The sequence below is a fragment of the Halopseudomonas oceani genome (assembly GCF_963677335.1).
Lineage (GTDB): Bacteria > Pseudomonadota > Gammaproteobacteria > Pseudomonadales > Pseudomonadaceae > Halopseudomonas > Halopseudomonas oceani.
The window spans coordinates 2,601,160-2,626,681 of sequence record NZ_OY781932.1; the positions used below are offsets into that span (position 1 = coordinate 2,601,160).

24 protein-coding genes are annotated in these 25,522 nt (G+C 59.2%); 6 read left to right on the forward strand and 18 right to left on the reverse strand.

Going from position 1 to position 25,522, the window contains the following annotated elements:
• Positions 1–2 precede the first annotated feature (2 nt).
• The 10 genes from ACKPCU_RS12240 to ACKPCU_RS12285 form a co-directional block, all read right to left on the reverse strand.
• Positions 3–1,529 (reverse strand): phospholipase D family protein, encoded by a 1,527-nt coding sequence (locus ACKPCU_RS12240; RefSeq protein ID WP_321347032.1) that lies wholly within the window; start codon positions 1,527–1,529, stop codon positions 3–5.
• A gap of 47 nt (positions 1,530–1,576) precedes the next feature.
• A complete protein-coding gene (locus tag ACKPCU_RS12245) occupies positions 1,577–4,192 on the reverse strand; it encodes an ankyrin repeat domain-containing protein (protein ID WP_321347034.1) in 2,616 nt (871 codons plus the stop codon).
• A gap of 15 nt (positions 4,193–4,207) precedes the next feature.
• A complete protein-coding gene (locus ACKPCU_RS12250; RefSeq protein ID WP_321347036.1) occupies positions 4,208–4,486 on the reverse strand; it encodes a TonB family protein in 279 nt (92 codons plus the stop codon).
• Between the two features lie 437 nt (positions 4,487–4,923).
• Positions 4,924–5,358, reverse strand: a complete 435-nt coding sequence (gene exbD / locus ACKPCU_RS12255; RefSeq protein WP_104738303.1) for a TonB system transport protein ExbD — start codon at positions 5,356–5,358, stop codon at positions 4,924–4,926.
• A gap of 1 nt (position 5,359) precedes the next feature.
• On the reverse strand, positions 5,360–6,271 hold the full coding sequence (locus ACKPCU_RS12260; RefSeq protein ID WP_321347039.1) for a MotA/TolQ/ExbB proton channel family protein: 912 nt from the start codon (positions 6,269–6,271) through the stop codon (positions 5,360–5,362).
• A 51-nt stretch (positions 6,272–6,322) separates the two neighbouring features.
• On the reverse strand, positions 6,323–6,628 hold the full coding sequence (locus ACKPCU_RS12265; protein WP_104738305.1) for a winged helix-turn-helix domain-containing protein: 306 nt from the start codon (positions 6,626–6,628) through the stop codon (positions 6,323–6,325).
• Positions 6,628–7,176, reverse strand: a complete 549-nt coding sequence (locus tag ACKPCU_RS12270) for a hypothetical protein (protein ID WP_321347042.1) — start codon at positions 7,174–7,176, stop codon at positions 6,628–6,630. Before ACKPCU_RS12270 ends, ACKPCU_RS12265 begins: the two co-directional genes overlap by 1 nt.
• 102 nt (positions 7,177–7,278) lie before the next feature.
• A complete protein-coding gene (locus ACKPCU_RS12275) occupies positions 7,279–8,451 on the reverse strand; it encodes a GGDEF domain-containing protein (RefSeq protein ID WP_321347044.1) in 1,173 nt (390 codons plus the stop codon).
• A 95-nt stretch (positions 8,452–8,546) separates the two neighbouring features.
• A complete protein-coding gene (locus tag ACKPCU_RS12280; protein ID WP_321347046.1) occupies positions 8,547–9,086 on the reverse strand; it encodes a lipocalin family protein in 540 nt (179 codons plus the stop codon).
• Positions 9,083–9,775, reverse strand: coding sequence for a type 1 glutamine amidotransferase (locus ACKPCU_RS12285; protein WP_104738309.1), 693 nt, complete (start codon positions 9,773–9,775; stop codon positions 9,083–9,085). The genes ACKPCU_RS12280 and ACKPCU_RS12285 overlap by 4 nt, the downstream gene beginning before the upstream one ends.
• A gap of 458 nt (positions 9,776–10,233) precedes the next feature.
• On the opposite strand from ACKPCU_RS12285, the gene ACKPCU_RS12290 reads away from it, so the two are divergent.
• Positions 10,234–12,027, forward strand: a complete 1,794-nt coding sequence (locus ACKPCU_RS12290) for an arylsulfatase (protein ID WP_321347049.1) — start codon at positions 10,234–10,236, stop codon at positions 12,025–12,027.
• A 109-nt stretch (positions 12,028–12,136) separates the two neighbouring features.
• Positions 12,137–12,823, forward strand: a complete 687-nt coding sequence (locus ACKPCU_RS12295; protein ID WP_321347051.1) for a VOC family protein — start codon at positions 12,137–12,139, stop codon at positions 12,821–12,823.
• 14 nt (positions 12,824–12,837) lie between these two features.
• On the opposite strand, the gene ACKPCU_RS12300 is transcribed toward ACKPCU_RS12295, so the two are convergent.
• The 7 genes from ACKPCU_RS12300 to ACKPCU_RS12330 all read right to left on the reverse strand — a co-directional run bounded on the left by ACKPCU_RS12300 (position 12,838) and on the right by ACKPCU_RS12330 (position 21,014).
• Complete coding sequence (locus tag ACKPCU_RS12300) at positions 12,838–13,338, reverse strand: thioesterase family protein (RefSeq protein ID WP_104738312.1); 501 nt, start codon at positions 13,336–13,338, stop codon at positions 12,838–12,840.
• Positions 13,339–13,426: 88 nt separating this feature from the next.
• Positions 13,427–14,854 carry a siroheme synthase CysG gene (gene cysG, locus ACKPCU_RS12305; protein WP_321347055.1) on the reverse strand — a complete coding sequence of 476 codons (1,428 nt, stop codon included), beginning with the start codon at positions 14,852–14,854 and terminating at the stop codon, positions 13,427–13,429.
• A gap of 80 nt (positions 14,855–14,934) precedes the next feature.
• Positions 14,935–16,218 (reverse strand): serine--tRNA ligase, encoded by a 1,284-nt coding sequence (serS, locus tag ACKPCU_RS12310; RefSeq protein ID WP_321347057.1) that lies wholly within the window; start codon positions 16,216–16,218, stop codon positions 14,935–14,937.
• A gap of 36 nt (positions 16,219–16,254) precedes the next feature.
• On the reverse strand, positions 16,255–16,626 hold the full coding sequence (crcB, locus tag ACKPCU_RS12315; RefSeq protein WP_104738315.1) for a fluoride efflux transporter CrcB: 372 nt from the start codon (positions 16,624–16,626) through the stop codon (positions 16,255–16,257).
• Positions 16,619–17,902 (reverse strand): replication-associated recombination protein A, encoded by a 1,284-nt coding sequence (locus tag ACKPCU_RS12320; protein WP_229744382.1) that lies wholly within the window; start codon positions 17,900–17,902, stop codon positions 16,619–16,621. Before ACKPCU_RS12320 ends, crcB begins: the two co-directional genes overlap by 8 nt.
• Before the next feature lie 49 nt (positions 17,903–17,951).
• A complete protein-coding gene (gene lolA, locus ACKPCU_RS12325; protein ID WP_407651758.1) occupies positions 17,952–18,593 on the reverse strand; it encodes an outer membrane lipoprotein periplasmic chaperone LolA in 642 nt (213 codons plus the stop codon).
• Positions 18,594–18,611: 18 nt separating this feature from the next.
• Positions 18,612–21,014, reverse strand: a complete 2,403-nt coding sequence (locus ACKPCU_RS12330) for a DNA translocase FtsK (RefSeq protein ID WP_321347060.1) — start codon at positions 21,012–21,014, stop codon at positions 18,612–18,614.
• Positions 21,015–21,218: 204 nt separating this feature from the next.
• Between ACKPCU_RS12330 and aat the strand changes: the two genes are divergently transcribed.
• The 3 genes from aat to infA all read left to right on the forward strand — a co-directional run bounded on the left by aat (position 21,219) and on the right by infA (position 23,019).
• The gene (aat, locus tag ACKPCU_RS12335) at positions 21,219–21,911 is read left to right on the forward strand and encodes a leucyl/phenylalanyl-tRNA--protein transferase (protein WP_321347061.1); all 693 of its coding nucleotides are present in this window, start codon (positions 21,219–21,221) and stop codon (positions 21,909–21,911) included.
• A gap of 51 nt (positions 21,912–21,962) precedes the next feature.
• A complete protein-coding gene (locus ACKPCU_RS12340; protein WP_104738320.1) occupies positions 21,963–22,670 on the forward strand; it encodes an arginyltransferase in 708 nt (235 codons plus the stop codon).
• A gap of 130 nt (positions 22,671–22,800) precedes the next feature.
• Positions 22,801–23,019 carry a translation initiation factor IF-1 gene (gene infA, locus ACKPCU_RS12345; protein ID WP_080050557.1) on the forward strand — a complete coding sequence of 73 codons (219 nt, stop codon included), beginning with the start codon at positions 22,801–22,803 and terminating at the stop codon, positions 23,017–23,019.
• Between the two features lie 166 nt (positions 23,020–23,185).
• Here infA and ACKPCU_RS12350 read toward each other — a convergent pair whose 3' ends face one another.
• Complete coding sequence (locus ACKPCU_RS12350) at positions 23,186–24,397, reverse strand: acyl-CoA dehydrogenase (RefSeq protein WP_104738321.1); 1,212 nt, start codon at positions 24,395–24,397, stop codon at positions 23,186–23,188.
• Positions 24,398–24,566: 169 nt separating this feature from the next.
• Here ACKPCU_RS12350 and ACKPCU_RS12355 point away from each other — a divergent pair, with 169 nt between their 5' ends.
• Positions 24,567–25,514 (forward strand): LysR family transcriptional regulator, encoded by a 948-nt coding sequence (locus tag ACKPCU_RS12355; RefSeq protein ID WP_321347074.1) that lies wholly within the window; start codon positions 24,567–24,569, stop codon positions 25,512–25,514.
• Positions 25,515–25,522 lie beyond the last annotated feature (8 nt).

Sequence of the window (25,522 nt, forward strand, 5' to 3'; positions counted from 1 at the left end):
CTTCAGAGCTGACCCGACAGGGGCAACCAGCCGAGGGTCCAGCTCATGAAACGGCGGAATAGCCCTGCGTCCGGCTCGGTATCCCAGGTTTGGCCTTCTGCGCGCCAGCGCAGATCGCCGCGATCATCAAGATCCACTCTGAAGGCGTAGTCTTCTGAAGTCCAACGCTGGAACAGCTCAACCATTTCCTGCGCCAGCTCCGGGTTTTCGATGAATACACCGGCTTCGGTATTGAGCAGGATTGAGCGTGCGTCCAGGTTGACCGATCCGACAAATACCGCCTGGCGGTCAAAAACAAAGGTTTTGGCGTGAAGGCTGGCAAGAGACTCACCGAGGAACGGACTCGCGCGTTCCTGCTGTCCGGCAATCGGCCTCAGTTCCCAGAGCTTCATGCCGCCCTCAAGCAGCGGTTCACGCGACTTGGCGTAGCCGCTATGTACCGCCAGCACGTCCGTGGTAGCCAGCGAATTGGTTAGCAGGGAGACATCCACGCCACGCTCGATCAGACTCAACAGCATTTTTTCGCCGCCCTGACGTGGCACGAAGTAGGCAGATGTAAGCAGTAGCTCCTCTTCGGTCTGACTAATCGGCTCGATCAGGCTGCGGCCCAGAAACGCGACCTTGTTACCGTCACTGTGAGGATCCGACTTCGACGGGTCATCGTAAAACCACTTGGCATTGCCCCAATGCCAGTCCAGAGCACTGCCATCCAGACCGGTCAGGAACCGGGAGCGGCCTACCGCTCTCAGATACGGGTTGCGCGCAGCTTGACGGCTTATAGAGCCCAGGTTGGCGCGCATTCGAGCCAGGTCATCCGCGTTCCGGTCCTCGGCCATGGCATTGATCGGAATGGCAATTCCGCTATTCCAGAAGTTGTCGAAACTGTCGGACGCCTGGGCGGCGATCGGCCCTATGCCGATAACATCGACATCCTGGAAGTCGATATCCGTCAACGCGAAATACTCATCGCCGATGTTGCGGCCGCCAGTGATCAGCGCGGTGTTGTCGGCAACGATGACCTTGTTGTGCATCCGGTAATTGATCCGCCCGAACTCACCTAATTTGCTGAATATCTTTGCCCATTCGCTGCGCAGGCTCAGCGGGTTATACAGGCGGACATCGATATTGGGATGCAGGTCCACAGTGGCGACTTTGACGTCTTCCAGGCTGGCGCCAACGTCGTCGATCAGCAGCCGCACGCGAACACCACGATCTGCAGCCTTGAGCAGATGCTCGGTGAGCAGGCCACCAGTGGTGTCGGTGTTATAGATGTAGTACTGGATGTCGAGGCTGCGCTCGGCCATGTCGATCAGGCGGATACGCGCGGCTAGTGCGTCTGAACCGTTGTGCAGCAGAATGAAGCCCGACTTATCCGGGTCTTCAGGCCTCTGGCTGTCCAGATAGCGGCTCAGTTTGCTCGCAGGATCTGCTGGCAAGTAGTACGTTGGCAATTCGTCGTGGGTCATACCAGCGGTCGCGCAGCCCGTCATGAGACAGGCTGCGGCGACCAGCAAGAGCTGTCGCAACATGGATACATCCTGGTCCGTGTCGCCGCCCTGCCCGGCCAGACCGGCGGCTAGTTATCTTGTTCCTCGTACTGATCGGTAACCCGTAGGTGGTAGCTGACGCGACGGCTACCGCGGTTGTCGATCACGACATACCCCGTTTTCCCGGGTTTCAGGCCTTGAGTATAGGCAGCGCTGTACAACGCACGCCATGCCGCCTCGACCTGATGCTGCTGCGGGTCAAACTCCAGACTCAGTACCTGTTGCTCCGGTGCTTGTACCACCCGATAGCCGGGCTGAGTCACCGGCGAGCCGGTGACCGGGAAGCTGACTAGAAAACGCAGCATATCAGGCGTGTTAGTGCTCAGGTCGTCGAACACCAAATTCAACGGCCCTGCGACGCGAACCTTGGCTCGACGGGTCGCGGTAGTTGCAACGTTGATTGCCAGCGGGCCGACATCAGACGTCAGGTTTTGGGGCGCAATTTCAGTCGGCCTGCCAAACAGCGTCATTTCTGGACGCCGAATCAGTTGGATCGGATAGTTCTGACCGTCCTCTCTGATGATCAGTTCATCACCTGCGCGAATATCAACCGTACTCTGGGCGCTCACCGGTAATGGTGCATAGGTGGACGCACACAGCTCGGAGTTCTTGAAGGCGGAGCGCTGACTTTCGCTCAGGTTACTGTTTACCGCAACAGCCCGGCAGATTTGCTCATCGTAGCCACGCCAAGCCTGACGCATGGCGCCGGCGTCCATTAACGCCCGTATGGTCGCCTCATCACCGCTATTAGCAGCCAGCAGCAGGGCTGTTTGTCGACCGCTGGCAGCTTCCCTGCGATCAGGGCCACCGACTCCTGCATTGGCGGTCGCGCGGGTTTCGGCATGCAGTTGGGCACCGGCAGCAAGCAGCAGCCGAACTGACTCGCTTTCGCCATTCTGTGCGGCTGTCATCAATGCGGTGCGCCCCCACTGGTTGCGCGCATTGACATCAAAGCCGCGGCGCAGCAATAGCGAGAGCGTTTCCGGGCTCGCTACCGCTGCCATCAACGCGGTATCCCCGTCCGGCCCGATGCCGCGATTGCTGCCCAATACGTCGGTTTCGTAGTCAATGAAGTCGGCTACTACGTTGAGTGGTGCACCGTTGAGGACAACGCTGTGCAGCGTGGCAAACTGCCGTCCCTGCTCCAGAGCACCGGGCTGAGGTGCAATGGCGTAGCGCGCTTGATAGCGGGCAAATGGCGCCGGCGGCATCGCTGGCAACTGATCGGGCACCTGCAGGTTTTCCATGGTTCGTGCGAAGGTTTCATGGAACAGCAGAGCGGCCGCAAGTGTGGCTTCATCGGCGGTTAGCCCCTGAGCGGCAAACATGCTTTGCAGCTCCTGATGCGCTGGTGCCAGCAGAGGCATTAGCTGCCGATAGCGCTGCTTGTTGCCCAGGTTGCGTTCCGACCAGAGGAAAAATTGCTCCATTGCGGCGTCGTTGCGCACGGCAATGGCGGCCTCGCGTCCGCTGCGTCGGTATTCGTCCACGCCCAACAGGGGTAGGTTCAGCAGCGTCCACTGGCGCTCCTTCCAACGCTGGAACAGGTCCCTGCGATCACTTTGCGCGTAGCCCGGCAACGGATCACCGGCAAGCTGTTCGAGTTCGCTGTTCAATTGGGCGTAGGTTGGCAGACCACGGAGATTATCAGTGCGCGGCGGGGTGAGATAACTCTGGAACAGGCATAGAGGCTTGAGCTCATTACCTAGCGCATAGACTCCGGCATAGGCAGACTCGCCGCGGGCGGCAGGCGAATAGAACCCCCATGTTTCATTCACCAGTGCCAGCGTCTCGCCTTGATAGCTGAACAGATCAATGCTGCCGTAGTCGCTGGTCTGTGACGAGGAGGCATTGGCTCGGCCACCGTAACCGGGCTGCTTCGCGATCCAGGCCGGCATGGTGCGATGGTCCATTACAACCCGGTCATCCACCAGCAAGCCCCGAGCCCGCTGCTGGTACCCAGCATACAGGCCGGCGTTATATAGCTCTACGCGGTAGCGATGTCCGTCGGCGCTGGTCTCGGTCTTGTCGGCGTGGCTACCTGCCAGTAGGGTTGCGCCGGTTAGTGCCTCAATGTTTGCCTGCCCGTCGGTCGCCAGCGCGCGATTCAGTGCCGAACCGACCGCGCTGCAAAATCCGGGGCGCAGATCCTCGGCCAACCGGAACTCCGCATAGCTTGCCCAGGCATGGCGCTGTGAGCTGGCACCGGCCTCTGGCTCAGGCCAACTGCGCAGCTCGGCGATACGTTGCCGATAGAGGCTGGCCAGGCACGCTTGTGCATCCGGGTTCGATGGCATGGCGGTACCTATCTCGGTACCCAAGCCACATGCGCCAGCGCGTGCGAGAAGCCACTGGCGTTGATTGGCCTCAAGAACCAGTGCACCTGGCAGGTCCAGATTGTCGATCCGTTTGTGCAACAGCGACGCCAAGGCACGATCCTGCGCCGCCAACGCATCGTTGGCACAAATCTGCCGATGCACTTCCGGCAGCGCCCCACTGCAATCAAAGCTGGCACGTCCCGGTGCTGGCAGCGCAGAGAGACGGGGCGTCAGGTCTGGCTTGGGTTTGGGCGGAACCGGTGCACTGGCGCAGGCGGATAGAAGAATCACACTCACTGCCAGGGCGATACGCGATGGGTTCAACATGCCAATACTCCGTAATCAGTCCAGAAAAATAGCTGTTCCGTAAATGGTGTAACGCCCTTCCCCGCCACCTGGAGGCGGCGGAAACGGGCCTGCTCGCCGAATCGCCTGGCGGGCTGCCTGATCGAGCACCTCGTCGCCACAAGGGTCGATCTCAAAGCCAACCATTTGCCCACGGCCATCCACCGTAATTTCGTAGGGGATGTAACAGTGGCGCTTGAAGTCATTCGGATCGCCGTTGTAGCCTGGCGGCGGCTTGTAGACCGCGCCCTCTGGTCGCTGTAGGTTCGCGATCACCCTGCCCTTTACCGTATCCGCGTAGCCAGAGGGAGCCATTCGCCCTCGCGTACTGGCGGCGGTTGGCGGCGGACTGGGTGGAGCCGCCCACTGCTGGTTGGCTCCAAAACTGTGTACCGGTGGCCCTCGAGGTTTGGGTGGCGCGGCGGGCGGTGGTGTGGGCCTCTGAACCACCGGCTTAGGCGGCGGCTCCGCTACTGGCTCAGGCTCAGGCTCAGGCTCCGGTTCGGGCTCCGGTTCGGGCTCGGGCTCGGGTTCCGGAGGGGGCGGTGGCGGGACATACAGATCCACAGCGATCGTCTCCGGCGCAGTTGGAGGGGCCTGATGACGAAACTGCGCGCCTTGCAGCCATGCCAGCAGTCCAATATGCAAACCGATGGCAATCAGGACCACGAGCAGCCTGAACGGCCAGCTACTGCGTTCTCGATAGGCGCTCATCAGGGCTCCAGTTCTTCCGAAGCGACCAGGCTGATTTGCCCGTATCCGGCTTTTTGCAAGGTATTCATGACCTGCATCAGGGTGCCGTACTCAACCGACTTGTCGCCGCGCAGAAATAATCGGGTACGCACATCCCCGTTGGTGACCAGGTTGACACCCGCAGCTAGCTCACCGAGCGCAACCGACTGTTCCTGCACATACAGCCGGCCATCAGCCTGCACGCTGACGTACACTGGCTCCTCCGGCGGCGGGTTTGGCGCAGCAGCGTTGCTTGGCAGGTCAACCGGCACGTCCACGGTCGCCAGCGGTGCGGCAACCATAAAGATGATCAGCAGCACCAGCATTACGTCCACGAAGGGCGTAATGTTCATTTCGGCGTTTTCCTGGTAGTTGTGCCGCTTTACCAGCGGCCCGGAATTTAGCTGAATGCCCATATCAGCGTCCTTCGTCCAGTTGACGCGACACGCCGGCAATCATCTCGGCGGAGAAGTTGTCCAGCGCGCCAACGAAGCCGTTGATGTCACGTGCGAACTTGTTGAAGATCATCACCGCTGGAATCGCGGCAAACAGCCCCAGCGCAGTGGCCAGAAGCGCCTCGGCAATACCAGGCGCGACAACCGCCAGGCTCGCAGACTTTAGGGTCGCGATACTGGCAAAACTGTTGAGGATTCCCCAGACGGTGCCGAACAGGCCGATGAAGGGTGCGGTGGCGCCGATAGTCGCAAGTACCCCCATCATCGTCCCCATGCGGGCCAGGTCGCGCTCCTGGACGATACCTGCGGTCAGAGCGAGGCGTTGCAGCAACCGGTTGACCCGGTCGGCGTCAGCACCGTCCCCCTGCAGCTTACGATAGTGACTCAGCTCCGCCTGGGCGGCTTTCCACATGCGCCCCATCGCGCTGTACTCAAGTTGCTCGCCAAGCTGCTCAACCTGCCCGGCACGGTAAGCCGCCAGGAAGCGCTTGTTGCGACGTCGGGCGGAGCCGAACACAAATATCTTTTCGAACAGGACGCCCCAGGTGAGTACCGAGCACAGAACCAGCAGCAACATCACCGACTTCACCAGAGGGTCGGCCTGTTCGTACATTTCGCGCACACCAAACGAAGCAGTCGGCTGTGCCGGAGTCTCTGCACCCGATGCCTGCGTTACCTCCTGCGTAGCAGGCGCCGCTGGGGCACTTGCCGTCGCAACATCGGCTGATGGCTGGGCACTCGCTGACTGGTCTTCTGCCTGCGCAAGAACGAAACTGGTGGCTCCGCCGCCAGCGATCAGCAGGACCAGCAAGGACAGGGTGCGCAGACGTTGTTGCCAGCGCCCTGTGGTGTGAGAGAACGAACGAATATCCATACCAACTCCAGTTTTTTTGATGTTGTAAGGTGAGTCTGGTGCGATGCCGTATCAGGTATCCAGGTTCTGAGGCGCCAGAATGGCGTGCAATTCGGCAACGTACTGGCCGAACGCGGCACGTCCCTTGGTGCTGAGGCAGACCCGCGTACGCGGCTTCTTTCCTGCGAAGTCCTTTTTGATTCGAACGTACTCAGCGGCCTCGAGCGTATTGAGGTGCGCGCCAAGGTTACCGTCAGTGGTGTCAACAATCGATCTGAGCGAGACAAATTCCAGCCATTGATCCGACGACAGCGTATTCAGCGCGGCCATGATCTTGAGGCGCACTGGCTGATGGATGAGGTCGTTTGGTGACTGCATCAGCACCTCCGCAGCCAGAGGCCTGAAATCACAAAGGTGCCGCCCCAGGCGACTGCCAGCCAATACCAGTAGCCGTCACCGGCAAACAGGAAGCTCAGGGTACAGAGCAGCGCAAGGATGGCACCGATGGCGATATATCGGGGACGGGATTGGGCACCGCGAACGATGTAGATGGTGGCCACGAACAGCGGCACAATCATGCTGCCCTGGCGTGGCGACAGTGGCCAGAAAATGCAGTGCAGCAGAATATCGAACAGCAAAATAGACAGGATAACCAGCAGGTAACGCCAGACAACGCCGGGCACGGTCGGGGCACCGCGGATAGCCATGGCAACACCCAGCACCAGGCCAACAACCACGACAGCTAACCAGATCAATAGGAGGTGATCAGCAAACAGCGCGCTGCCGATACAACCAATGATGTTCAGCAACCCCCAGACAATCAGTTGGCTTGCTTCGAATCGATAATCCTGAAATCCGGCGACACGCGCCTGCACGTTACTGATTTCGCGCAGCGCCTGCGCCGCTTCCTCTCTTGAAGGCGGCATGACTGGTATCCAGCTCGTTTGTTCTTGTGCAAAGCACTCTATTGAACAGAGTAGATAAAGGCAAGATGTCTGCGTGAAATAATCGCTTGCCGATGGTGTCGCTCAGTGTTGCATGTCGGCTACCAGGAGCGGCCAGCTGCAGCAGCGATTTCGTCCTTGCTGTTTGGCTTGGTAAAGCGCCTGATCTGCCCGTTCGACCAGTTCGTGCAGCGATAGCATTGTATCTGCCGGAACCGGCGCAAAACCGATGGATACAGTGCTGGTTATGACGGGTTCTCCCGCCTGAATGGTCTGTTGCTCCCATACCTCGCGAATACGTTCGGCCAGTTGCCTAGCCTGGGCCATGTCGCAGTTGGAAAGCATCAGGAGAAATTCTTCGCCGCCAAAACGGCACGTGAGGTCTTGCTCTCGCGCTGCGTTACGCAGCACTTCGGCAAATCGAGCCAGCACAGCATCGCCCGCAGCGTGCCCATGGTTGTCGTTCACCGCTTTGAACTCATCCAGGTCAAGCAGGAGCAGAACCCCATGCTCGCCTGAGTGCCGGTTGTCTTCCAGCCGCTGCCGTGCGGCCTGCTCAAAGGCGCGGCGGTTGTACAGCAACGTCAGCGGATCGTGCATGGCCTGCGTTTTGAGCTCATCCTGCAGGCTGCGTAGCAGGAACATTATGCAGATCATGGTAAAGGCATAGATGAAGACGATGCCTTCAAGATAGTTGAGCGCTTCCACCGCCTCCCCTTGTTCGAAGGTGGTGACGCTGGCATAGAGCGGGTCAAAGCTGTACAGCAACAGACGGCGGAAATAGAGCGCTCCGTGCATCAACCAGATGCCGCACCAGGCGTAGGTAAGGGTCCGCTGACTGCGTCGGACGCGCACGACTTCGCCGATCATAAGTGCAGCAACGGTTATGACGATGGCACTATGGGTGATGATGCTGAACCGGAGCGAATCCTGCAGAAAGTAGAATACGGTGCTCTGGCACACCAATAGAGCACCGGTGACCTGCCAGAATCCGCCTGCACCATGGCCCAGGCGATGGCAGCGTGCGCCCCACCAGAGCAGGAAATAGCCCTGGGTGATGACCGCTGCACTGATCCAGAGTGGTATAACCGCACGGGCGGATTGCAGCAAGGCACCCAGAACAACAACGGTTAGGCCGATTGCCCAAAAGCGAATGGCGGGAACGCGAGGGTTCAGCGCAGCTGCCACCAGCAGACAAATCACCGCCGTTGCAGTTGTCAGTGCCAAAACCAGCATCAGCGTAGTCAAATCAAGCAAGCAACGACTCCAGCTTTATTATTGTTTGTTAGAGCGAGAGAGTAGCTTGTTGCGGTGGTGGATGGCTACGACCCTGTGCATTTTTTCAAACAGTGTCAGTCGCAGCGGCTGTCACCGTGTTTTACCCAAATCAGATGATCAACCGGGAACCCCAACTCACCTGCCTGCTCGACGAATTGATGACGCAGCGAGGCGTCTGGCTCTGGCTCCCGGGCCAGTAACCACAGGTAGTCATGGTTCGGACCGGATACAAAGGCATACCGGTATTCCGGGTCCAGCTCGAAAATGGCATAGCTGCCATAAAACGGACCGAAGAACGAAACCTTGAGAAAGCCCTTGTCATCGCTGTCGACGAACTTCGCCCGCCCCTCTGCCTGTTGCCACTCGCCGCTGCGCCCGTCGCAGCCGCGGTTGATTACTCGAATCTCACCATCGTCACCATAGCTGTAGTTCGCGCTGACCTGAGTCAGGCCGCGCTCGAACCGGTGGTCTAGGCGGGCTATTTCGTACCATTGACCGAGGTAGCGGTCGGCCGTGAAAGGGCTTACCGGTTCGACTCCGGCGGGCAAACGAACACAACCGCTCAGCACGCTTGCGGCGGCACAAAAGCCCAGAACTGCAAATACACGTTTCATTTACCCTCCGTCAGATAGTGGAGCAGGCGATCAAGCAAGTCGGTGGTAGACGCCAGAGTTGAATCATCAACCTGCAGAATGTGCTCGGCGCTCTGCACCCACTCGGACGGCACGAGTGAAGCCGCTTCGGCGGTAACAAATTGATCTAGCAACTGGCGGTTAGCCTCCAGGTGAAACTGCAGGCCAATAACCGAACGGCCAAGCTGAAAGGCCTGATTTCGGCAGACCTCACTGGAGGCCAATAGTACGGCACCGTGCGGAAGATCGAAGGTCTCTCCGTGCCAATGCAGCACCGGCAGCCGGGGCGGAAAGTGAAATGCTGCGCCGTTCTGATGGGTGCTGCCGCGAACCGGGAACCAGCCGATCTCTCGTTCGCGGTTGGGATATACCGCCTGCCCCAGGCTGGCCGCAATCAACTGGGCGCCAAGGCAGATGCCTAAAATGACTTTGTCCGCTGTCAGCGCCGCGCGAATAAAGGCCTTCTCACTATGCAGCCATGGCAATTGCGCTTCGTCGTTAGCGCTCATTGGGCCGCCCATGATAATTAGCACGTCGAACTCGTCGAGCGCCGGTAGAGGATCGCCAGCGTACATTCGACTGCAGCTGATCTCGTAGCCTTTTGAGTGTAGCCAATGCTCAATCATGCCGAGCCCTTCAAACTCGGCGTGTTGTAGATAATGCGCGCGCATGCCCCCTGCTCCTGTCATTAATTCGCGGGTTGGTGCACCTTCTGAGCGTCAGCACCACGCCGTGGTTCCATCACGCCGGGTTGAAACCGAATACTCGATCGCGGACTTTTTGACGTTAGTCGGTCGCGTTACCCGGATACAACAATAGCCTACGTTGCCAGATCTGACTTCGGCTGCAGCCAGCTCCAAGACAGTGGCGAGGCTACGTAAACCCAACCGCCGATGACGGCTTACCCGCCCTCACCTCTGATCGCATTGTCTGCTCTTCGGTTACCGGGGCGAACTCCCGTAAAGCACCCAAGCAGCCTTCAATAGCGTCCAGCCCAGCCGTATCACTGAAACGTCGTGTGTTTATGGCTAGCAGAGACAGTCGAGTGGCTACGCTCGGTCGCAGCGCCAGAAATATCACTCCCTATACTTGACCTGATACAGCCCATCGCTATAACAAGGACAATACAATGCAACGTCTCACTCGCAACTTGCTGCTACTGGGCCTGAGTTGCGCCTTGCCACTGTCAGCCGCTGCAGCGGCCCCTCGACCGAACATTCTACTGATCGTGGCTGACGACCTCGGCTTCAGTGATCTTGGTGCCTACGGTGGTGAAATTCACACGCCCAACATCGATCAGCTTGCCGAGAGCGGCCTGCAGTTCACCAACTTTCATGTTGCTGCGACCTGCTCGCCAACGCGCTCGATGCTGATGAGCGGCGTGACCAACCACCTGGTCGGTATGGGCAACATGAAGGAGATCATGGCTGACAACCAAAAGGGGCAACCTGGCTACGAAACCTGGTTGAATGACAGTGTCGTCACGTTGCCGACTCTGCTGCAGGATGCCGGTTACAACACTTACATGGCCGGCAAATGGCATCTGGGTGATCGCCCCCAAAGTCAGCCTGTTGCGCGCGGCTTCAAGCACTCCTTCGCCCTGATGGAAAGCGGTGCGGACAATTGGGAGGCCAAGCACTACCTGCCGGGCGGCAGCGCGACCTGGATCGAGGATGGAAAGCCGGTCGAATTGCCGGCCAACTTTTATTCCTCCTTTACCTATGCCGACAAGCTGATCAGCTATATCGACGGCGGACGCAGCGAAGGCAAGCCGTTCTTTGGCTATCTTGCCTTCCAGGCTGTACACGCACCGCATCAGGTACCGGAGGAGTACATCGACCGCTACGCGAAAATGTATGACGATGGCTGGGATGCCATTCGCGAGGCCCGCTACCAGCGTCAATTGGCCAGCGGCCTGTTGCCGGACACTGGCGAAAATGCGGTTACTGATGACTGGGGTACCTTTTATGCCCGTCGCCACATTGACTGGAATAGTCTGAGCGATGAGGAAAAGGCGTATCGCGCGAGACAGATGGCGGTGTTCGCCGGCATGGCCGAGGCAATGGACCAGAGCGTGGGCAAGGTCATCCGTTACCTCAAAGAGACCGGGCAGTATGACAATACCCTGATCCTGTTCATGAGCGATAACGGCGGTGAATCAACGGTATTGCGCGAAGTCGCGCCGCTGTTCTACCGGCTGCGCTACAACACCGACTATGACGCGCTCGGGGCTCCCGGCAGCTATAGCGAATATGGCCCTGGTTGGGCCTACGCGTCCAACACGCCCTTCTACTCCTACAAGGGCTCGCCTTTCAGTGGCGGCATGCGCGTCCCTTTGATCGTCAGTCAGCCAGGACGTGTTGCTGCGGGTACGCGCACCAACAGCTTCGGCTACGTCACCGACATTACACCTACATTGCTTGATGTGGCAGGCGTCGCGCAGCCCGGTTCGGAGTACCGCGGGCGCCAGATTAACCCGATCATGGGGGAAAGCATGCGCGGGTTGCTTGAAGGCCGCTCTGACCGGGTACATGATGCCGAACGCACGACCGTATATGAACTGGCTGGTGGCATTGCCGTCTGGCGCGGTGATTATAAACTAGTCGCGTCCAGCACCAACGCAATTCCCGCCCGCCTTGGTCCGCAGCTGTTCAACACCTCAACCGATCCGCTGGAGCGTCACAACCTGGCTAAACAGCATCCGGAACTCGTGAACGAGCTTTATCAGGCTTATCGTGACTATGTGGAGCGCTACCATGTGATCGAAGTGCCCAGCGACTATCGTGCCTGGGAGCAGGTCAGGAAAAACGGGCGTGAGCAGTTCATTGCCAAAAACCGCCTGAGCCTTGCGATTGCAGGCCTGGTAATACTGTTGCTGGTAGCCCTGGGTGGGCGCTGGCTGCTCAAGCGCCGTCAGCGGTAATACCGCCATCACGTGCAGAGATAGCAGCAGATTCCCTGCATGATTCAATCTCGCTAGCGGCGTCTGCGCGGGCTAGGGTTGACGCCTCTAGCCCGCTGAGGAACGCCCTGTGAGTCTTGCCAAAGCCTTTTTTGATGTTGGCCTGTTTACCAATCAACACGATGCCCAACAGCGGTTCTGGCGCGAGCTGGTTGGCCTGTCGTTTGATCACACCCTGAAGCTTGGCGGCGGCGTCCTGCAACATCGCTACAACGCCGGCGAGGCTGTGCTCAAGCTGAACGACGCCCGTGATCCGTTACCCTCGCCTGTCCAGGCTCCGATCAAGGAACTGCTGGTTGCCCTTAACGGGGTGAACGAGCGGAGCACGCTGCAGGATCCTGACGGTAATCGGATCACGCTGCTGCCAATCGGTACTGACGGAGTCGAAGGGCTTGCAGTGCGTCTACAGGTCGCCGATCTCGACGCCAGTCAGCAGTTTTACACTCAAGTACTGGGTTGCGAGCTTATCGCCCCAGGCGCACTGCGTTGCGGAAAGGCTCAGCTATTGCTGGAGCAAGGTGACACGCCACCGCAGGACGATCAGCAGGGGCTGGCAGCAACCGGCTTGCGTTACCTGACGCTGCAGGTGTTTGACTGTGATGCCGCTTATGCGGAGGCGCTGGGCAACGGCGCCAAAGGTGAGCGTGAACCGGTAACGTTGGGTACAACTGCCCGTATCGCCTTCATCCGCGACCCGGACGGTGTCTGGATCGAATTGTCGGAGCGCGCATCGGTGACCGGCAAACCCGTCGCCTGATTCGCTCGTCCGGCCTATCCGCAGAGGTAGGTTCCGGTCCCGACAGCGATCAGGGTGCCGTCATTGGAATGCAGCTCGGAGCGCACCACGCCGACCTTGTTGCCCGAGCGCAGCGGAACAGACGTGCAGACAAACTGATCGCCCCGACCGGGGCGCAGATAATCAACTCGCAGGTCAATGGTGCCGAGTTTGGACAGGCGCACCATCCGTTCCTGCACGGTAAGGTGGGCGTGGCGATCAAACGCGCCGATCAACGCCATTGCGCCACCGCATACGTCGATCAATGACGAAATCGCGCCGCCGTGCAGAATACCCTGGGTGAAATTACCAATCAGATCAGGCCGCATTGCCAGACTCATGGCGACGCAGTCGCGACGCAGCTCATCGATCTCGATACCGAGCAGGCGGTTGAACGGAATGCGATTGAAAAAGCCGTAAACGGCCTGTGACAGCTCCTCTGGCAGCAGATCGCTTTCAATCTCATCAGATGGGGTGACAATGGCAGATCCAGTCATGACTTACTCCTGAAACAGAAGCTAAACCCTGCCTGATTTACCTGAACCACGCCAGAGCCGGCGCTATTGACGTCCGGCATTTGGCGGTTTAGCCCTGTTCTGTTCCAAGCACACCTTGCACTGTCGGCAAGGCTTCGGCGTTGAACCATTTGAGTTTGTCATGCAGTGAAACCACTTCGCCTACAATCAGCAGCGTCGGCGGTTTGATCTGTTCACCACTGACCCGCTCAGGCATGTCCGCCAGAGTGCCGATCAACACCTTCTGGTTGCTGGTCGTGCCCTGCTGAACCAGCGCGATCGGTGTATCGCCACTGCGACCGTGGGCAATCAACTGACTGCAGATCTCCGGCAGCCCAACCAGTCCCATGTAAAACACCAGCGTCTGCCCTGGCGCCACCAGGTCGCTCCAGGGCAAGTTGGTGGTGCCATCCTTCAGGTGCCCGGTGACAAAGCGTACCGACTGCGCGTGATCACGATGGGTCAGCGGAATGCCGGCATAGGCCGAGCAGCCATTAGCAGCCGTGATGCCCGGTACCACCTGAAAAGGTATACCGTGCGCTGCCAGCTGTTCGATTTCCTCGCCACCACGGCCAAATATGAACGGGTCACCGCCCTTTAGCCGCAGTACCCGCTTGCCCTCTTTCGCCAGCCGCACGAGTAACTGGTTGATCTCTTCCTGCGGCACGGCATGATCGCTGCGTGCCTTGCCGACGTAGATGCGGTCGGCATCGCGGCGGCATAGATCGATGATGGCGGGCGCAACCAGACGGTCATGCAGCACCACATCAGCCTGTTGCATCAAACGCAGGGCGCGAAAAGTCAGCAGGTCCGGGTCGCCTGGACCTGCGCCAACCAGATAGACCTCGCCGCGATAAACTTGCTCGTGCTGACTGGCAAGCTCAGCTTCAAGCAGTTGTGCCGCTTCAGCGTCACGTCCAGCAAACACGTGCTCGGCAACCTCACCCTGGAAGATGTTCTCCCAAAATGCCCGGCGCTGATTGATGGTTGGCAATGCCTGCTTGACCTGCTGCCGGAAGCGCTTGGCCAACTGGGCCAGACGTCCATACGCCGCCGGAAACAGGGTTTCAATCCGCGCCCGAGACAGCCGCGCCAGAACCGGCGCATGGCTGCCGCTGGAAATGGCGATCAGCAGCGGCGAACGATCGACGATTGCTGGGAAGATGACCGTACACAGGTGCGGCGCGTCCACTGCGTTGACCGGAATCCGCAGCGCTTGGGCATCAACCGACACCCGGGCGTTGAGTGTTTCGTCATCCGTCGCGGCAATCGCAAGCACGGCGTCGTCCAGATCCGACGGCTGATACCCCCCTTCGCGGACCGCGCCATTGCTAGCGGCAACCAGTTCGCGTAGCGCCGGCTCAATTTCGGGTGCCACTACATACAGCTGGGCGCCGGCCTCGCCAAGCAAGCGGGCTTTGCGCAGGGCAATTTCGCCACCGCCGACAACCAGCACACGACGGCCGGTCAGATTATGAAACAGGGGCAGGAATTCCATGCTTGGTTCCTCGGCATACATCATCAAAAGGCAAAGCGGGAGCCATTGGCTCCCGCTTTAGGTGGGCTATCGAACTCGGCTCAGCCGATGCGTTCAACGCCACCCATATAGCTGCGCAGGGCCTGCGGCACTTCGATGCTGCCATCGGCCTGCTGGTAGTTTTCAAGTACGGCCACCAAGGTACGACCCACCGCCAGCCCGGAGCCGTTGAGGGTATGTACCAGCTCCGGCTTGCCGGTTTCCGGGTTGCGCCAGCGCGCCTGCATCCGACGAGCCTGGAAGTCGCCGCAGTTGGAGCAGGAGGAAATCTCCCGGTACTTGCCCTGGCTCGGCACCCAGACTTCCAGGTCGTAGGTCTGCTGGGCACTGAAGCCCATGTCACCGGTGCACAGGGCCATCGTGCGGTACGGCAGCTCCAGACGCTTGAGTACGTCCTCGGCGTGACCTGTCAGCTCTTCGAGTGCCTCGGCGGAGTCCTGCGGACGGACAATCTGGACCATCTCGACCTTGTCGAACTGATGCTGCCGAATCATGCCGCGAGTATCGCGACCGGCGGAACCCGCCTCACTGCGGAAACAGGGGGTGTGGGCGGTCAGTTTGATCGGCAATTCCTCAGCGGCGACGATGCTCTGGCTGACGATGTTGGTCAGCGATACTTCGGCAGTCGGGATCAGGTAGAGATCGCGCTGGTCTTCGCCACGCTTGATCTTGAACAGATCTTCTTCGAATTTCGGTAGCTGACCGGTACCCTGCAGGGCTTCGGCCTGAACCAGATAAGGCGTGTATGCCTCTTCATAACCGTGCTCATTCACGTGCAGGTCCAGCATGAACTGGGCCAGAGCACGATGCAGCCGTGCAATCGGCCCGCGCATCAGGGCAAAGCGCGCACCAGAAAGCTTGGCGGCGGTTTCAAAGTCCAGATAACCGTGTTGCTCACCCAGTGCGACGTGGTCCTTTACCTCGAAATCAAATTCACGCGGTCTCCCCCAGCGGCGGACCTCGACGTTTTCGTCCTCATCCTTGCCAACCGGCACACCCTCTGCGGGCAGGTTTGGCATGCTCAGCAACATGGCATCCAGTTCGAGCTGAATTGCCTCCAACTGCTGCTTGGCTTCTGCCAGCTCGTTGCCCATACGGTCAACGTCGGCCAGCAGCGGTTGAATGTCTTCGCCGCGCGCTTTGGCCTGCCCGATCGACTTGGAGCGACTGTTACGTTCCGCCTGCAGATTCTCGGTGCGGGTCTGAACGTCCTTGCGTCGTGATTCCAGTGCTTCGAGCTGTGCGAGATCCAGCTCAAAACCACGGGCGGCAAGGCGCTCGGCGAGTAGTTGCGGTTGGGTACGAACGAGTTTTGCGTCAAGCATGGGTCATCATCTTCAACAGTTTCAGGTGGCGGCCGATCAGCGCGCGAGCGACAGGCCGGCCCAGGTGGCGAGCAGTCCAACGCACACGCTGAGCAGAATGTAAGCCAGAGCCAGCAGACCTTCGCCGTTCTCCAGGAGCCGCAAGGTATCCAGCGAGAAGGTCGAAAACGTGGTAAAGGCACCAAGGAATCCCACCACAAGCGTTTGCCGCAGCAAGGGGGAGAATTCCGGGCGCTCCAGCCAAAGGCCGTATAGTACACCGATAAGCAGGCATCCGAGCAGATTGACGATCAAGGTCGGTAGTGGAAACAGCTTGGGCCAGTGGGCGACCGACCACTGTGCTACGGCGTAGCGCGCGACTGCACCGAGTGAGCCGCCCAGCATAACGGCCAGATACAGCTTAATCATCCTTCCTCCGTTGCCTGCTGCTCGTGGCATCCAGTGCGCGCAGGTGCTGCAGCTTTTGCGCAATTTTCAATTCAAGCCCGCGCGGAACCGGCTGATAGTATTGACGGGGTTCTATGGCGTCGGGGAAGTAATCCTCACCTGCGGCGTAGGCCTCCGGCTCATCATGGGCATAGCGATAGCCGTCGCTGTAACCCAGTTCCTTCATCAGCTTGGTTGGCGCATTGCGCAGGTGCAGCGGGACCTCGAGCGATCCCTGTTCGGCGACATCACGCATGGCGGTATTGAATGCCTTGTACACCGCATTACTTTTCGGGGCGCAGGCCAGATAGGTAATCGCCTGAGCCACCGCCAGCTCGCCTTCGGGACTGCCGAGGCGTTCCTGCACATCCCAGGCGTTAAGGCACAGGGTCAGTGCACGCGGGTCTGCGTTGCCGATGTCCTCACTGGCCATACGGACAACGCGACGCGCGATATACAGCGGATCACAGCCGCCATCGAGCATACGTGCAAACCAGTACAGGGCAGCATCCGGGTTGGAACCGCGAACCGATTTGTGCAACGCAGAAATCTGATCATAAAAGGCTTCACCGCCCTTGTCGAAGCGGCGCCGCGAATCACTCAGCAGCTCACCCAGCAGGTCCGATTCGATCACACCGCCCTGCTCTACCAGGTCTGCGGCAATCTCCAGCAGATTCAGCAGGCGGCGGGCATCACCGTCGGATGCATCAAGCAGTAACTGACGGGCTTGGGGTGCAAGTTGCAACTGCAGTTGCCCCAGCCCCCGCTCCGTATCGGCAAGTGCGCGATCCAGCAGGCCGCTCAGCGCTTCCTCGTCCAGCCCTTTCAACACATAGACGCGTGCGCGTGAAAGCAATGCGTTGTTCAGCTCAAACGACGGGTTCTCGGTGGTCGCGCCAATGAACAGCAAGGTGCCATCTTCCACGTAGGGAAGAAAGGCGTCCTGCTGGGCCTTGTTGAAGCGATGCACCTCATCGACAAACAGGATGGTACGGCGGCCATTGGCAGCGTAGTTCTGCCGGGCAAGCTCGACCGCTTGGCGAATGTCCTTTACCCCGGCAAGTACCGCTGACAGCGTTTCAAAGTGGGCATCGCTGACCGTAGCGATCAGTCGCGCCAGAGTGGTTTTCCCGACACCGGGGGGCCCCCAGAAAATCATCGAGTGGAGCGCACCCTGCTCTAGCGCCGTTCGCAGCGGCCGTCCTGCGCCCAGCAGATGATCCTGCCCGGCGTATTCATCGAGATTGCGTGGCCGCATGCGCGCGGCCAGCGGCTCGCGAGGTGCCGGCGCTGCGAACAGTCCGCCGTTATTCACTGATGACGTCGACTCCGTCAGGCACATCAAAGCCGAACTGCGAAGCAGCAACCGGCTCATTGAGAACGACGTTCTGGAACAGGATGTTGGTGCGTTGCCCGATAGGGTCATTCAGCTGCATGTCGTTGATCAGCCCGTCCCGGAATGACAGCCGCAGGGTCTCGAACATGGTGTCGTTAGCCTTGGGCGTCAGTACGAAGTCGTCCACGCTGCCGCCCTGGGTCCAGCTAATGCTGAAGTTGTCCGTGAGCGTGCTGACATCGCCGGACAGCAACAAGGCCGGAGTATGGGTCAGACGCTGATCCAGCTTCTGGATGGTAACCTGCATCAGGTCCGGGTCATACAGCCAGACCTTTTGGCCATCCGAAATCAGCAACTGTTCCAATGGTGGGTCTGTGTGCCAACGAAACTTGCCCGGTCGCTGCAGTGCCACTTGCCCGGTAGTCTCCTGTAGGTTCGAGCCATTAGAGCTGAGGGTCATCTGCGAAAAATTGGCAGTCAGCGTGTCAGCCGCCGACAACAGCTGATTCAGGCGCTCAGCAGCCGCATCGGCGTCGTCCTGTGCCACTGCTGACATACTGACCAGTGCGGCGCACAGGCCCAGCCAACGCCAGCCAGACAAGATTTTTAACATGATGGGGAATGTCTCCACTTAATCGCGGACCGGCGGAGGTGCGATTACCTCACGCGAGCCATTGGTATTCATTGAGGTAACCACGCCGGCCATTTCCATGGCTTCAATCATACGTGCGGCGCGGTTATAGCCAATCTTGAGTTTGCGCTGTACTGCCGAGATGGACGCTCTGCGGCTTTCGGTCACGAAGCGAACCGCTTCGTCATAAAGCGCATCCTCCTCGCTGTCTTCACCGCCACTGCCGCCTTCATAGCTGCCACCGGCAGCCGAATCGTCGGCGCCATCCAGAATATCCTGAATGTAGTCGGGCTCGCCGCGCTGTTTCCAGGCATCGACCAGGCGATGGACCTCATCGTCCGAAACAAAGGCGCCGTGCACCCGGACCGGCAAGCTGGTGCCCGGCGGCATGTACAACATGTCACCGTGGCCAAGCAATTGTTCTGCCCCACCCTGATCAAGGATGGTGCGTGAATCGATCTTGCTGGATACCTGGAAAGCCATGCGGGTCGGGATGTTTGCCTTGATCAGACCGGTGATGACGTCGACCGAGGGGCGCTGTGTCGCCAGAATCAGGTGAATGCCGGCGGCACGTGCCTTCTGGGCGATACGCGCAATCAGTTCCTCGACCTTCTTGCCGACAATCATCATCATGTCGGCGAACTCGTCGATTACCACTACGATCACCGGCAATGCCTCAAGTTCCGGGGCCAGGTCATCCATGCTTTCACGGCGATACAGTGGGTCGCTCAGCGGTGTGCCGGCCTTGGCTGCATCTTTTACCTTGCGGTTGAAGCCCGCGAGGTTACGTACCCCCATTGCGGCCATCAGCTTGTAGCGCCGTTCCATTTCAGCGACACACCAGCGCAGCGCGTTGGAGGCCTCCTTCATGTCCGTTACGACCGGAGCCAGCAGGTGGGGTATGCCCTCGTAGATAGAGAGCTCCAGCATCTTCGGGTCAACCATGATCAGGCGTACTTCCGACGGCGTTGCCTTGAACAGGATGCTCAACAGCATCGCGTTCACACCCACGGATTTACCGGAGCCGGTGGTGCCTGCTACCAGCAGGTGCGGCATCTTGGCCAGGTCAGCCATGACCGGATGGCCACCGATATCGTGCCCCAGGGCCAGCGTGACCGGGGACTGGGCTTCGTCGAACTCGCGGGTTTCCAGCACTTCAGAGAGGCGGACTATTTCACGATCTTCGTTGGGGATTTCGATACCGACAGTGGTCTTGCCCGGGATGACCTCAACCACACGCACACTGATGACCGCGAGCGAGCGCGCCAGGTCTTTTGCCAGGTTGGAAATCTTGCTGACCTTGACGCCGGGTGCCGGCTGGATCTCGAATCGGGTAATAACCGGGCCGGGCTGAACCTTTTCAACCTGCGCTTCGACGCCAAAGTCCTTCAGCTTGATCTCCAGCAGTCGCGACATACCCTCCAGCGACTCGGCAGAAAACCCTTTGGTTTTCTTGCTGGCTGGGTCCAATAGCGAGATGGGTGGCAGCGAATCCGGGTCCGCAGTATCGGTGAACAGTCGCGTCTGCTTCTCTTTCTGCGTGCGCACGCTGGACTCGACCGGCTTGGTGTCCAGCGGAACGATTTCGGGCGGTGTGCGGTTCTCCCGAGACGCCACGTGCTTGGCCAGCGCTTCCTGTCGCTGAGCGCGTGAGGCGTCGGCCCGCTTCTGCTCTTCCGCACTGAACGATGGTTCTTTGCGTGGTGCGGCGGCTGGACGTGGGTCACGCGCCGGAGCAACAGCAACCGGTGCACTCGCACGCCGGGCACGCCAGCTCGCCCAGCCACGCTTGAGCAGATCGAGCAGGTCCAGGGTCAGGCGCCCGGTGATGTCCATCACCTTCAACCACGACAGATTGGTAAACACCGTCAAGCCGAACAGGAACAGGGTCAGGTACAACAGCGTGCTGCCCTGCATATTCAGTGCAGGATACGTCAGATCACGTAGTAGCTGGCCCAGCACCCCGCCGGCACCGGCGCCTTCCGGGAAATGAGCACCGGCAGTGCCATGCAAGGCCGCCAGCGCGGTGCCCGCCAGCAGGGTGAGGACGAAGCCGATCAACCGCCAGGAAAACAGCCAGCCGTTCCAGATCAGTGGCTCGTGTCGGCGGCGAAACATCTGGTAGACCTTGACGGCGACAATAAGCGGGAACAGAAATGCCAGGTAACCCAGTGAGAGCAACAATACGTCGGCAATCCAGGCCCCCATCGCACCGCCGGCATTCTGCACGAGTGAGCTGCCGCCGCTGCGAGTCCAGCCCGGGTCACTCGGATCAAACGTGAACAATGCCATGCACAGGTAAAGGCACAGTGCGATCATTGCCAGCAGAGCGCCTTCGCGCAGGCGCAAAGACAGCTGCTCACGCCAGGGCAGGGAGATTTTCTGGGCTGCAGTATCCTTCAAAACGACGCTTCCATCTGGAGTCAGGCGGTTATTGTACGGCCTGAGTCGACCGTTTTTACAACCGCGGAGCACAATTGTCGGACAGCAGACCATCCCAAGTTCCGGATGTTCCACCCAATTGTCCCGCTTTATTCATTGGGGACAATAGCTTATAACCCGTTCCTGATAAACCATTTGAATTACTGAAGCGGACTCGGAGCACGTATGGCGCAACTGACATGGCTAACGGCAGGCGACACGGCATTTCCGCCGGTGGAGCTGGCGATGAACGAGCCCAACGGCTTGCTCGCAGCGGGTGGCGACCTCTCCGTCGAGCGACTGGTCAACGCTTACCGTCACGGCATATTTCCCTGGTACGCCCCTGGACAGCCGATTCTCTGGTGGTGCCCGGCCCCGCGCACCGTGGTTTACCCGGAAAACCTGCACATCTCGCGCAGCATGCGCAAGCTGATCAGGCAGGGGCGAACAACCGTCACATTCGACCAGGATTTTCCTGCGGTGATTAAGGCCTGCGCCGCACCCAGGCGTGACGCGGATGGGACCTGGATAACGACCGAAATGCAGGATGCCTACATCGCGCTGCATCAGGCCGGCATCGCTCACTCGGTCGAAGTCTGGGAGCAAGAGCAGCTGGTCGGCGGGCTGTACGGCGTTGCGCTGGGCAAGGTGTTCTTTGGTGAGTCGATGTTCAGCAAAGCCAGCAACGCATCGAAACTCGGTTTTATCACTCTGGTCGAGCAATTGCAGCACTGGGGCGTCGAGCTGATTGATTGCCAGATGCCGACAGACCACCTGTTCAGTCTTGGCGCTCAGAGTATGCCTCGCGACGCCTTCTTGCAGGCGCTGACGCAACTCTGTCCTCAGGGCGCCGCGAATGCTTGGCCGGCAGCACTTTGAACCGCCAACCAGCCGCCGTATACTCGGGCAATTGCTGCCCGGGAAGACGCCATGACTGACCTGTCGCAACTCAAATTTTATGCCACTCACCCGCACGCCTGCAGTTATCTGCCGGAAGAACGGGCGACGACGCTATTTCTCGACCCACAGCAGCCTATCGATATCGAAACCTATAGCCAGCTCTCGGAGCTTGGTTTTCGACGTAGCGGCGACCACCTGTATCGCCCGCACTGCAAGCAGTGCAGTGCTTGTATCCCCGCGCGCATTCCGGTTGAGGCGTTTACCCCAAGCAGCGCGCAGAAGCGCATTCTCAAGCGCAACCGGGACCTGCAGATAGAACAACTGATGCCCGAGCTGACCGACGAGATCTACGCGCTTTACGAGCGTTACATTCGGGCTCGCCATGCCGACGGCGACATGTTTCCGCCAAGCAAGGAGCAGTTTGCTTCGTTTCTCGCCAAGGACTGGAACTTCTGCCGATTCTACGCCTTTCGGGACCAGTCACGGCTGCTGGCAGTCGCGGTCACCGATCAATTGAGCAATGGCTTGTCTGCGGTTTATACCTTTTTTGACCCTGACGAGACGCGACGTAGCCTCGGCCGCTACGCCATCCTTTGGCAAATTGAGGAGACCCGTAGACAGGGGTTAGAAGCGGTCTATCTCGGCTACTGGATCAAAAATTGCCGGAAGATGAGCTACAAGACGGAGTACCGTCCACTGGAGATGCTGGTCAATCAGCGCTGGATTCGCCTGACCTGAGCATACATAAACAGTAAAAATTCCAGCGTAAACTTGGCTCAAGTGCTGTTTTCAGGCACAATTGGCCACCTTTTTTGTGGGTAATCATCCAATCGCCCACCCAGAATCCACCCCGAGAGGTCGTTGCTTAATGGCAAAAGAAGACAGCATTGAAATGGAAGGCACTATCATCGACACACTGCCGAACACCATGTTCCGCGTTGAACTGGAAAATGGCCATGTCGTGACTGCCCACATTTCAGGCAAGATGCGTAAAAACTACATCCGCATCCTGACTGGTGACAAGGTACGTGTTGAGCTGACACCGTATGACCTGACCAAAGGTCGTATCACCTACCGCGCCCGCTGATACCGCCGCCCCCCGCCGGGCATCCCTCCTCGCCCGGCTGATCACAACGCCACCCAGATTACATCTCACCCGAGAACTCGGGTGGGCGTTGTTGCGCCCGACATTTGCACCCTGCCGGGCATAAAAAAACCCGCTCATGAGAGCGGGTCTTTTCTGTTACGCGGCTTTACTTGCGCGGCATGTACTTGCCGAGCTCCAGCTTGCCGATCGCTGCGCGGTGTACTTCATCCGGACCATCGGCCAGGCGCAGTGTGCGCTGCATTGCGTACATGTTAGCCAGCGGGAAGTCCTCGGACACACCGGCACCACCGTGCATCTGAATAGCGCGGTCAATGACGTTCAGCGCAACGTTGGGCGCGACGACCTTGATCTGCGCGATTTCGCTCTTGGCGACCTTGTTGCCCACGGTGTCCATCATATAGGCAGCGTTCAGAGTCAGCAGGCGAGCCTGGTTGATCTCAATGCGCGACTGAGCGATCAGATCGATGTTGCCACCCAGTTGAGCCAGGCGCTTGCCGAAGGCTTCACGCTCGACCGAGCGCTTGCACATCAGATCCAGAGCGCGCTCGGCAGCACCGATGGAGCGCATGCAGTGGTGGATACGACCCGGGCCAAGGCGACCTTGAGCGATTTCGAAGCCGCGGCCCTCACCCAGCAGAACGTTGGAGTAAGGTACGCGGACGTTTTCCAGTACGACCTCAGCGTGGCCGTGCGGTGCGTCGTCATAGCCGAATACCGGCAGCGGGCGGATAACCTTCAGGCCGGGAGCGTCCATCGGCACCAGAATCATGGAGTGCTGCTGGTGGCGAGGTGCATCCGGGTTGGTCAGGCCCATGAAGATCATGACTTTGCAGCGCGGATCACAAGCACCGGAAGTCCACCACTTGCGACCGTTGATGACCCACTCGTCACCTTCGCGGTGCGCGTTGGCCTCCATGTTAGTGGCATCAGAGGAAGCAACACCCGGCTCGGTCATGCCGAAGCAGGAACGGATTTCGCCTGCCAGCAGCGGTTTGAGCCACTTTTCCTTGTGCTCTTCGGAGCCGTAGCGAACGATGGTTTCCATGTTGCCGGTGTCCGGCGCACTGCAGTTAAAGGCTTCGGAAGCCAGGCCGGAGCGGCCCATCAGCTCAGCCAGCGGCGCGTATTCCAGGTTGGTCAGGCCAGCACCCAGCTCGGACTCAGGCAGGAACAGGTTCCACAGACCGGCAGCGCGTGCTTTTACCTTCAGCTCTTCGACAATGGCGGTCGGCTGCCAGCGGTCGCCTTCTGCTACCTGCTGGTTAAAGATATGCTCGGCCGGGAACACATGCTCCTGCATGAAGCTGTCCACGCGCTCGCGCAGTTCCTTGACCTTGGGGGAGTATCCGAAATCCATAGTGATTGCCTTCATTTGGTTGGGTATCGACAAAGAAAATGCTAGATGAGGCAAATGGATTTATCTAACCTATTTTTGCCGTGTATTAACATTCATAAGCGATATATACTTGACCCTTCTGCTGAACTGCCTTGTCTCGACGTGAGTCAATTAACTAAAGGAAGTTGCGATGAACCTCAGTAAGGTCGACCTGAATCTGTTCATTGTCTTTGACGCGATCTATACAGAAGCCAATCTGACAAGGGCTGGCCAGATCGTCGGCATCACTCAACCTGCGGTCAGTAACGCTTTGGCGCGCCTGCGCGAAACCTTCAATGACCCGCTGTTTGTGCGTACTGCCCAGGGCATGGTGCCGACACCAATGGCACAGAACATCATCACCCCTGTTCGTAACGCACTGCAGCTGCTGCGTGTTTCAGTGCAGGAAAGTCGCAGTTTCGTGCCTGAACAGGCTACCAAGACGTATCGCATCAGCATGACCGACCTGACCGAGGCGGTCATCCTGCCGCACCTTGCTTCGCGTATTCGGCGCTCGGCGCCGAACATCAATATCGACAGCTTCCTGATCAAGCGCCGTGAAACCACCAAGGAACTCGCAGCCGGCCGTCTTGACTTCGCGATCGACGCGCCGCTGAACACAGACACTCAGGTCCGCCACGTCAAGCTGTTCGAGGATCGCCACGTTTGCGTCATGCGTAAGGGTCATCCTCTGGCCAAGAAAGACAAGATCACCCTGGACGACTACCTTGCACAGTCACACATTCATATTTCCAGCCGCCGCAACGGCCTGGGGCATGTGGATCTGGCGCTAGGCAAAATGGGCATTCAGCGCCGTGTGGTCATGCGTTCGCAGCATTACCAGATGGCACCGCTGGTACTGGAGTCGACCGACCTGATCATGACGGTACATGAGCGTTTCGCGCAACGTCATAATCTACACTGGACGACACTGCCGATCGACGACGTACCGGCCATCGAGACTCACCTGTTTTGGCACGAGAGCACCGACCAAGACCCGGCGAACCGCTGGATGCGCGAGCAGATCATTGAGCTGTCGCAGAAGCTGACGCGCGAACACCAGAAGCTGCGTGAAAGCGCCAAGGCTGCTGCGCAGTAACGGTCTGA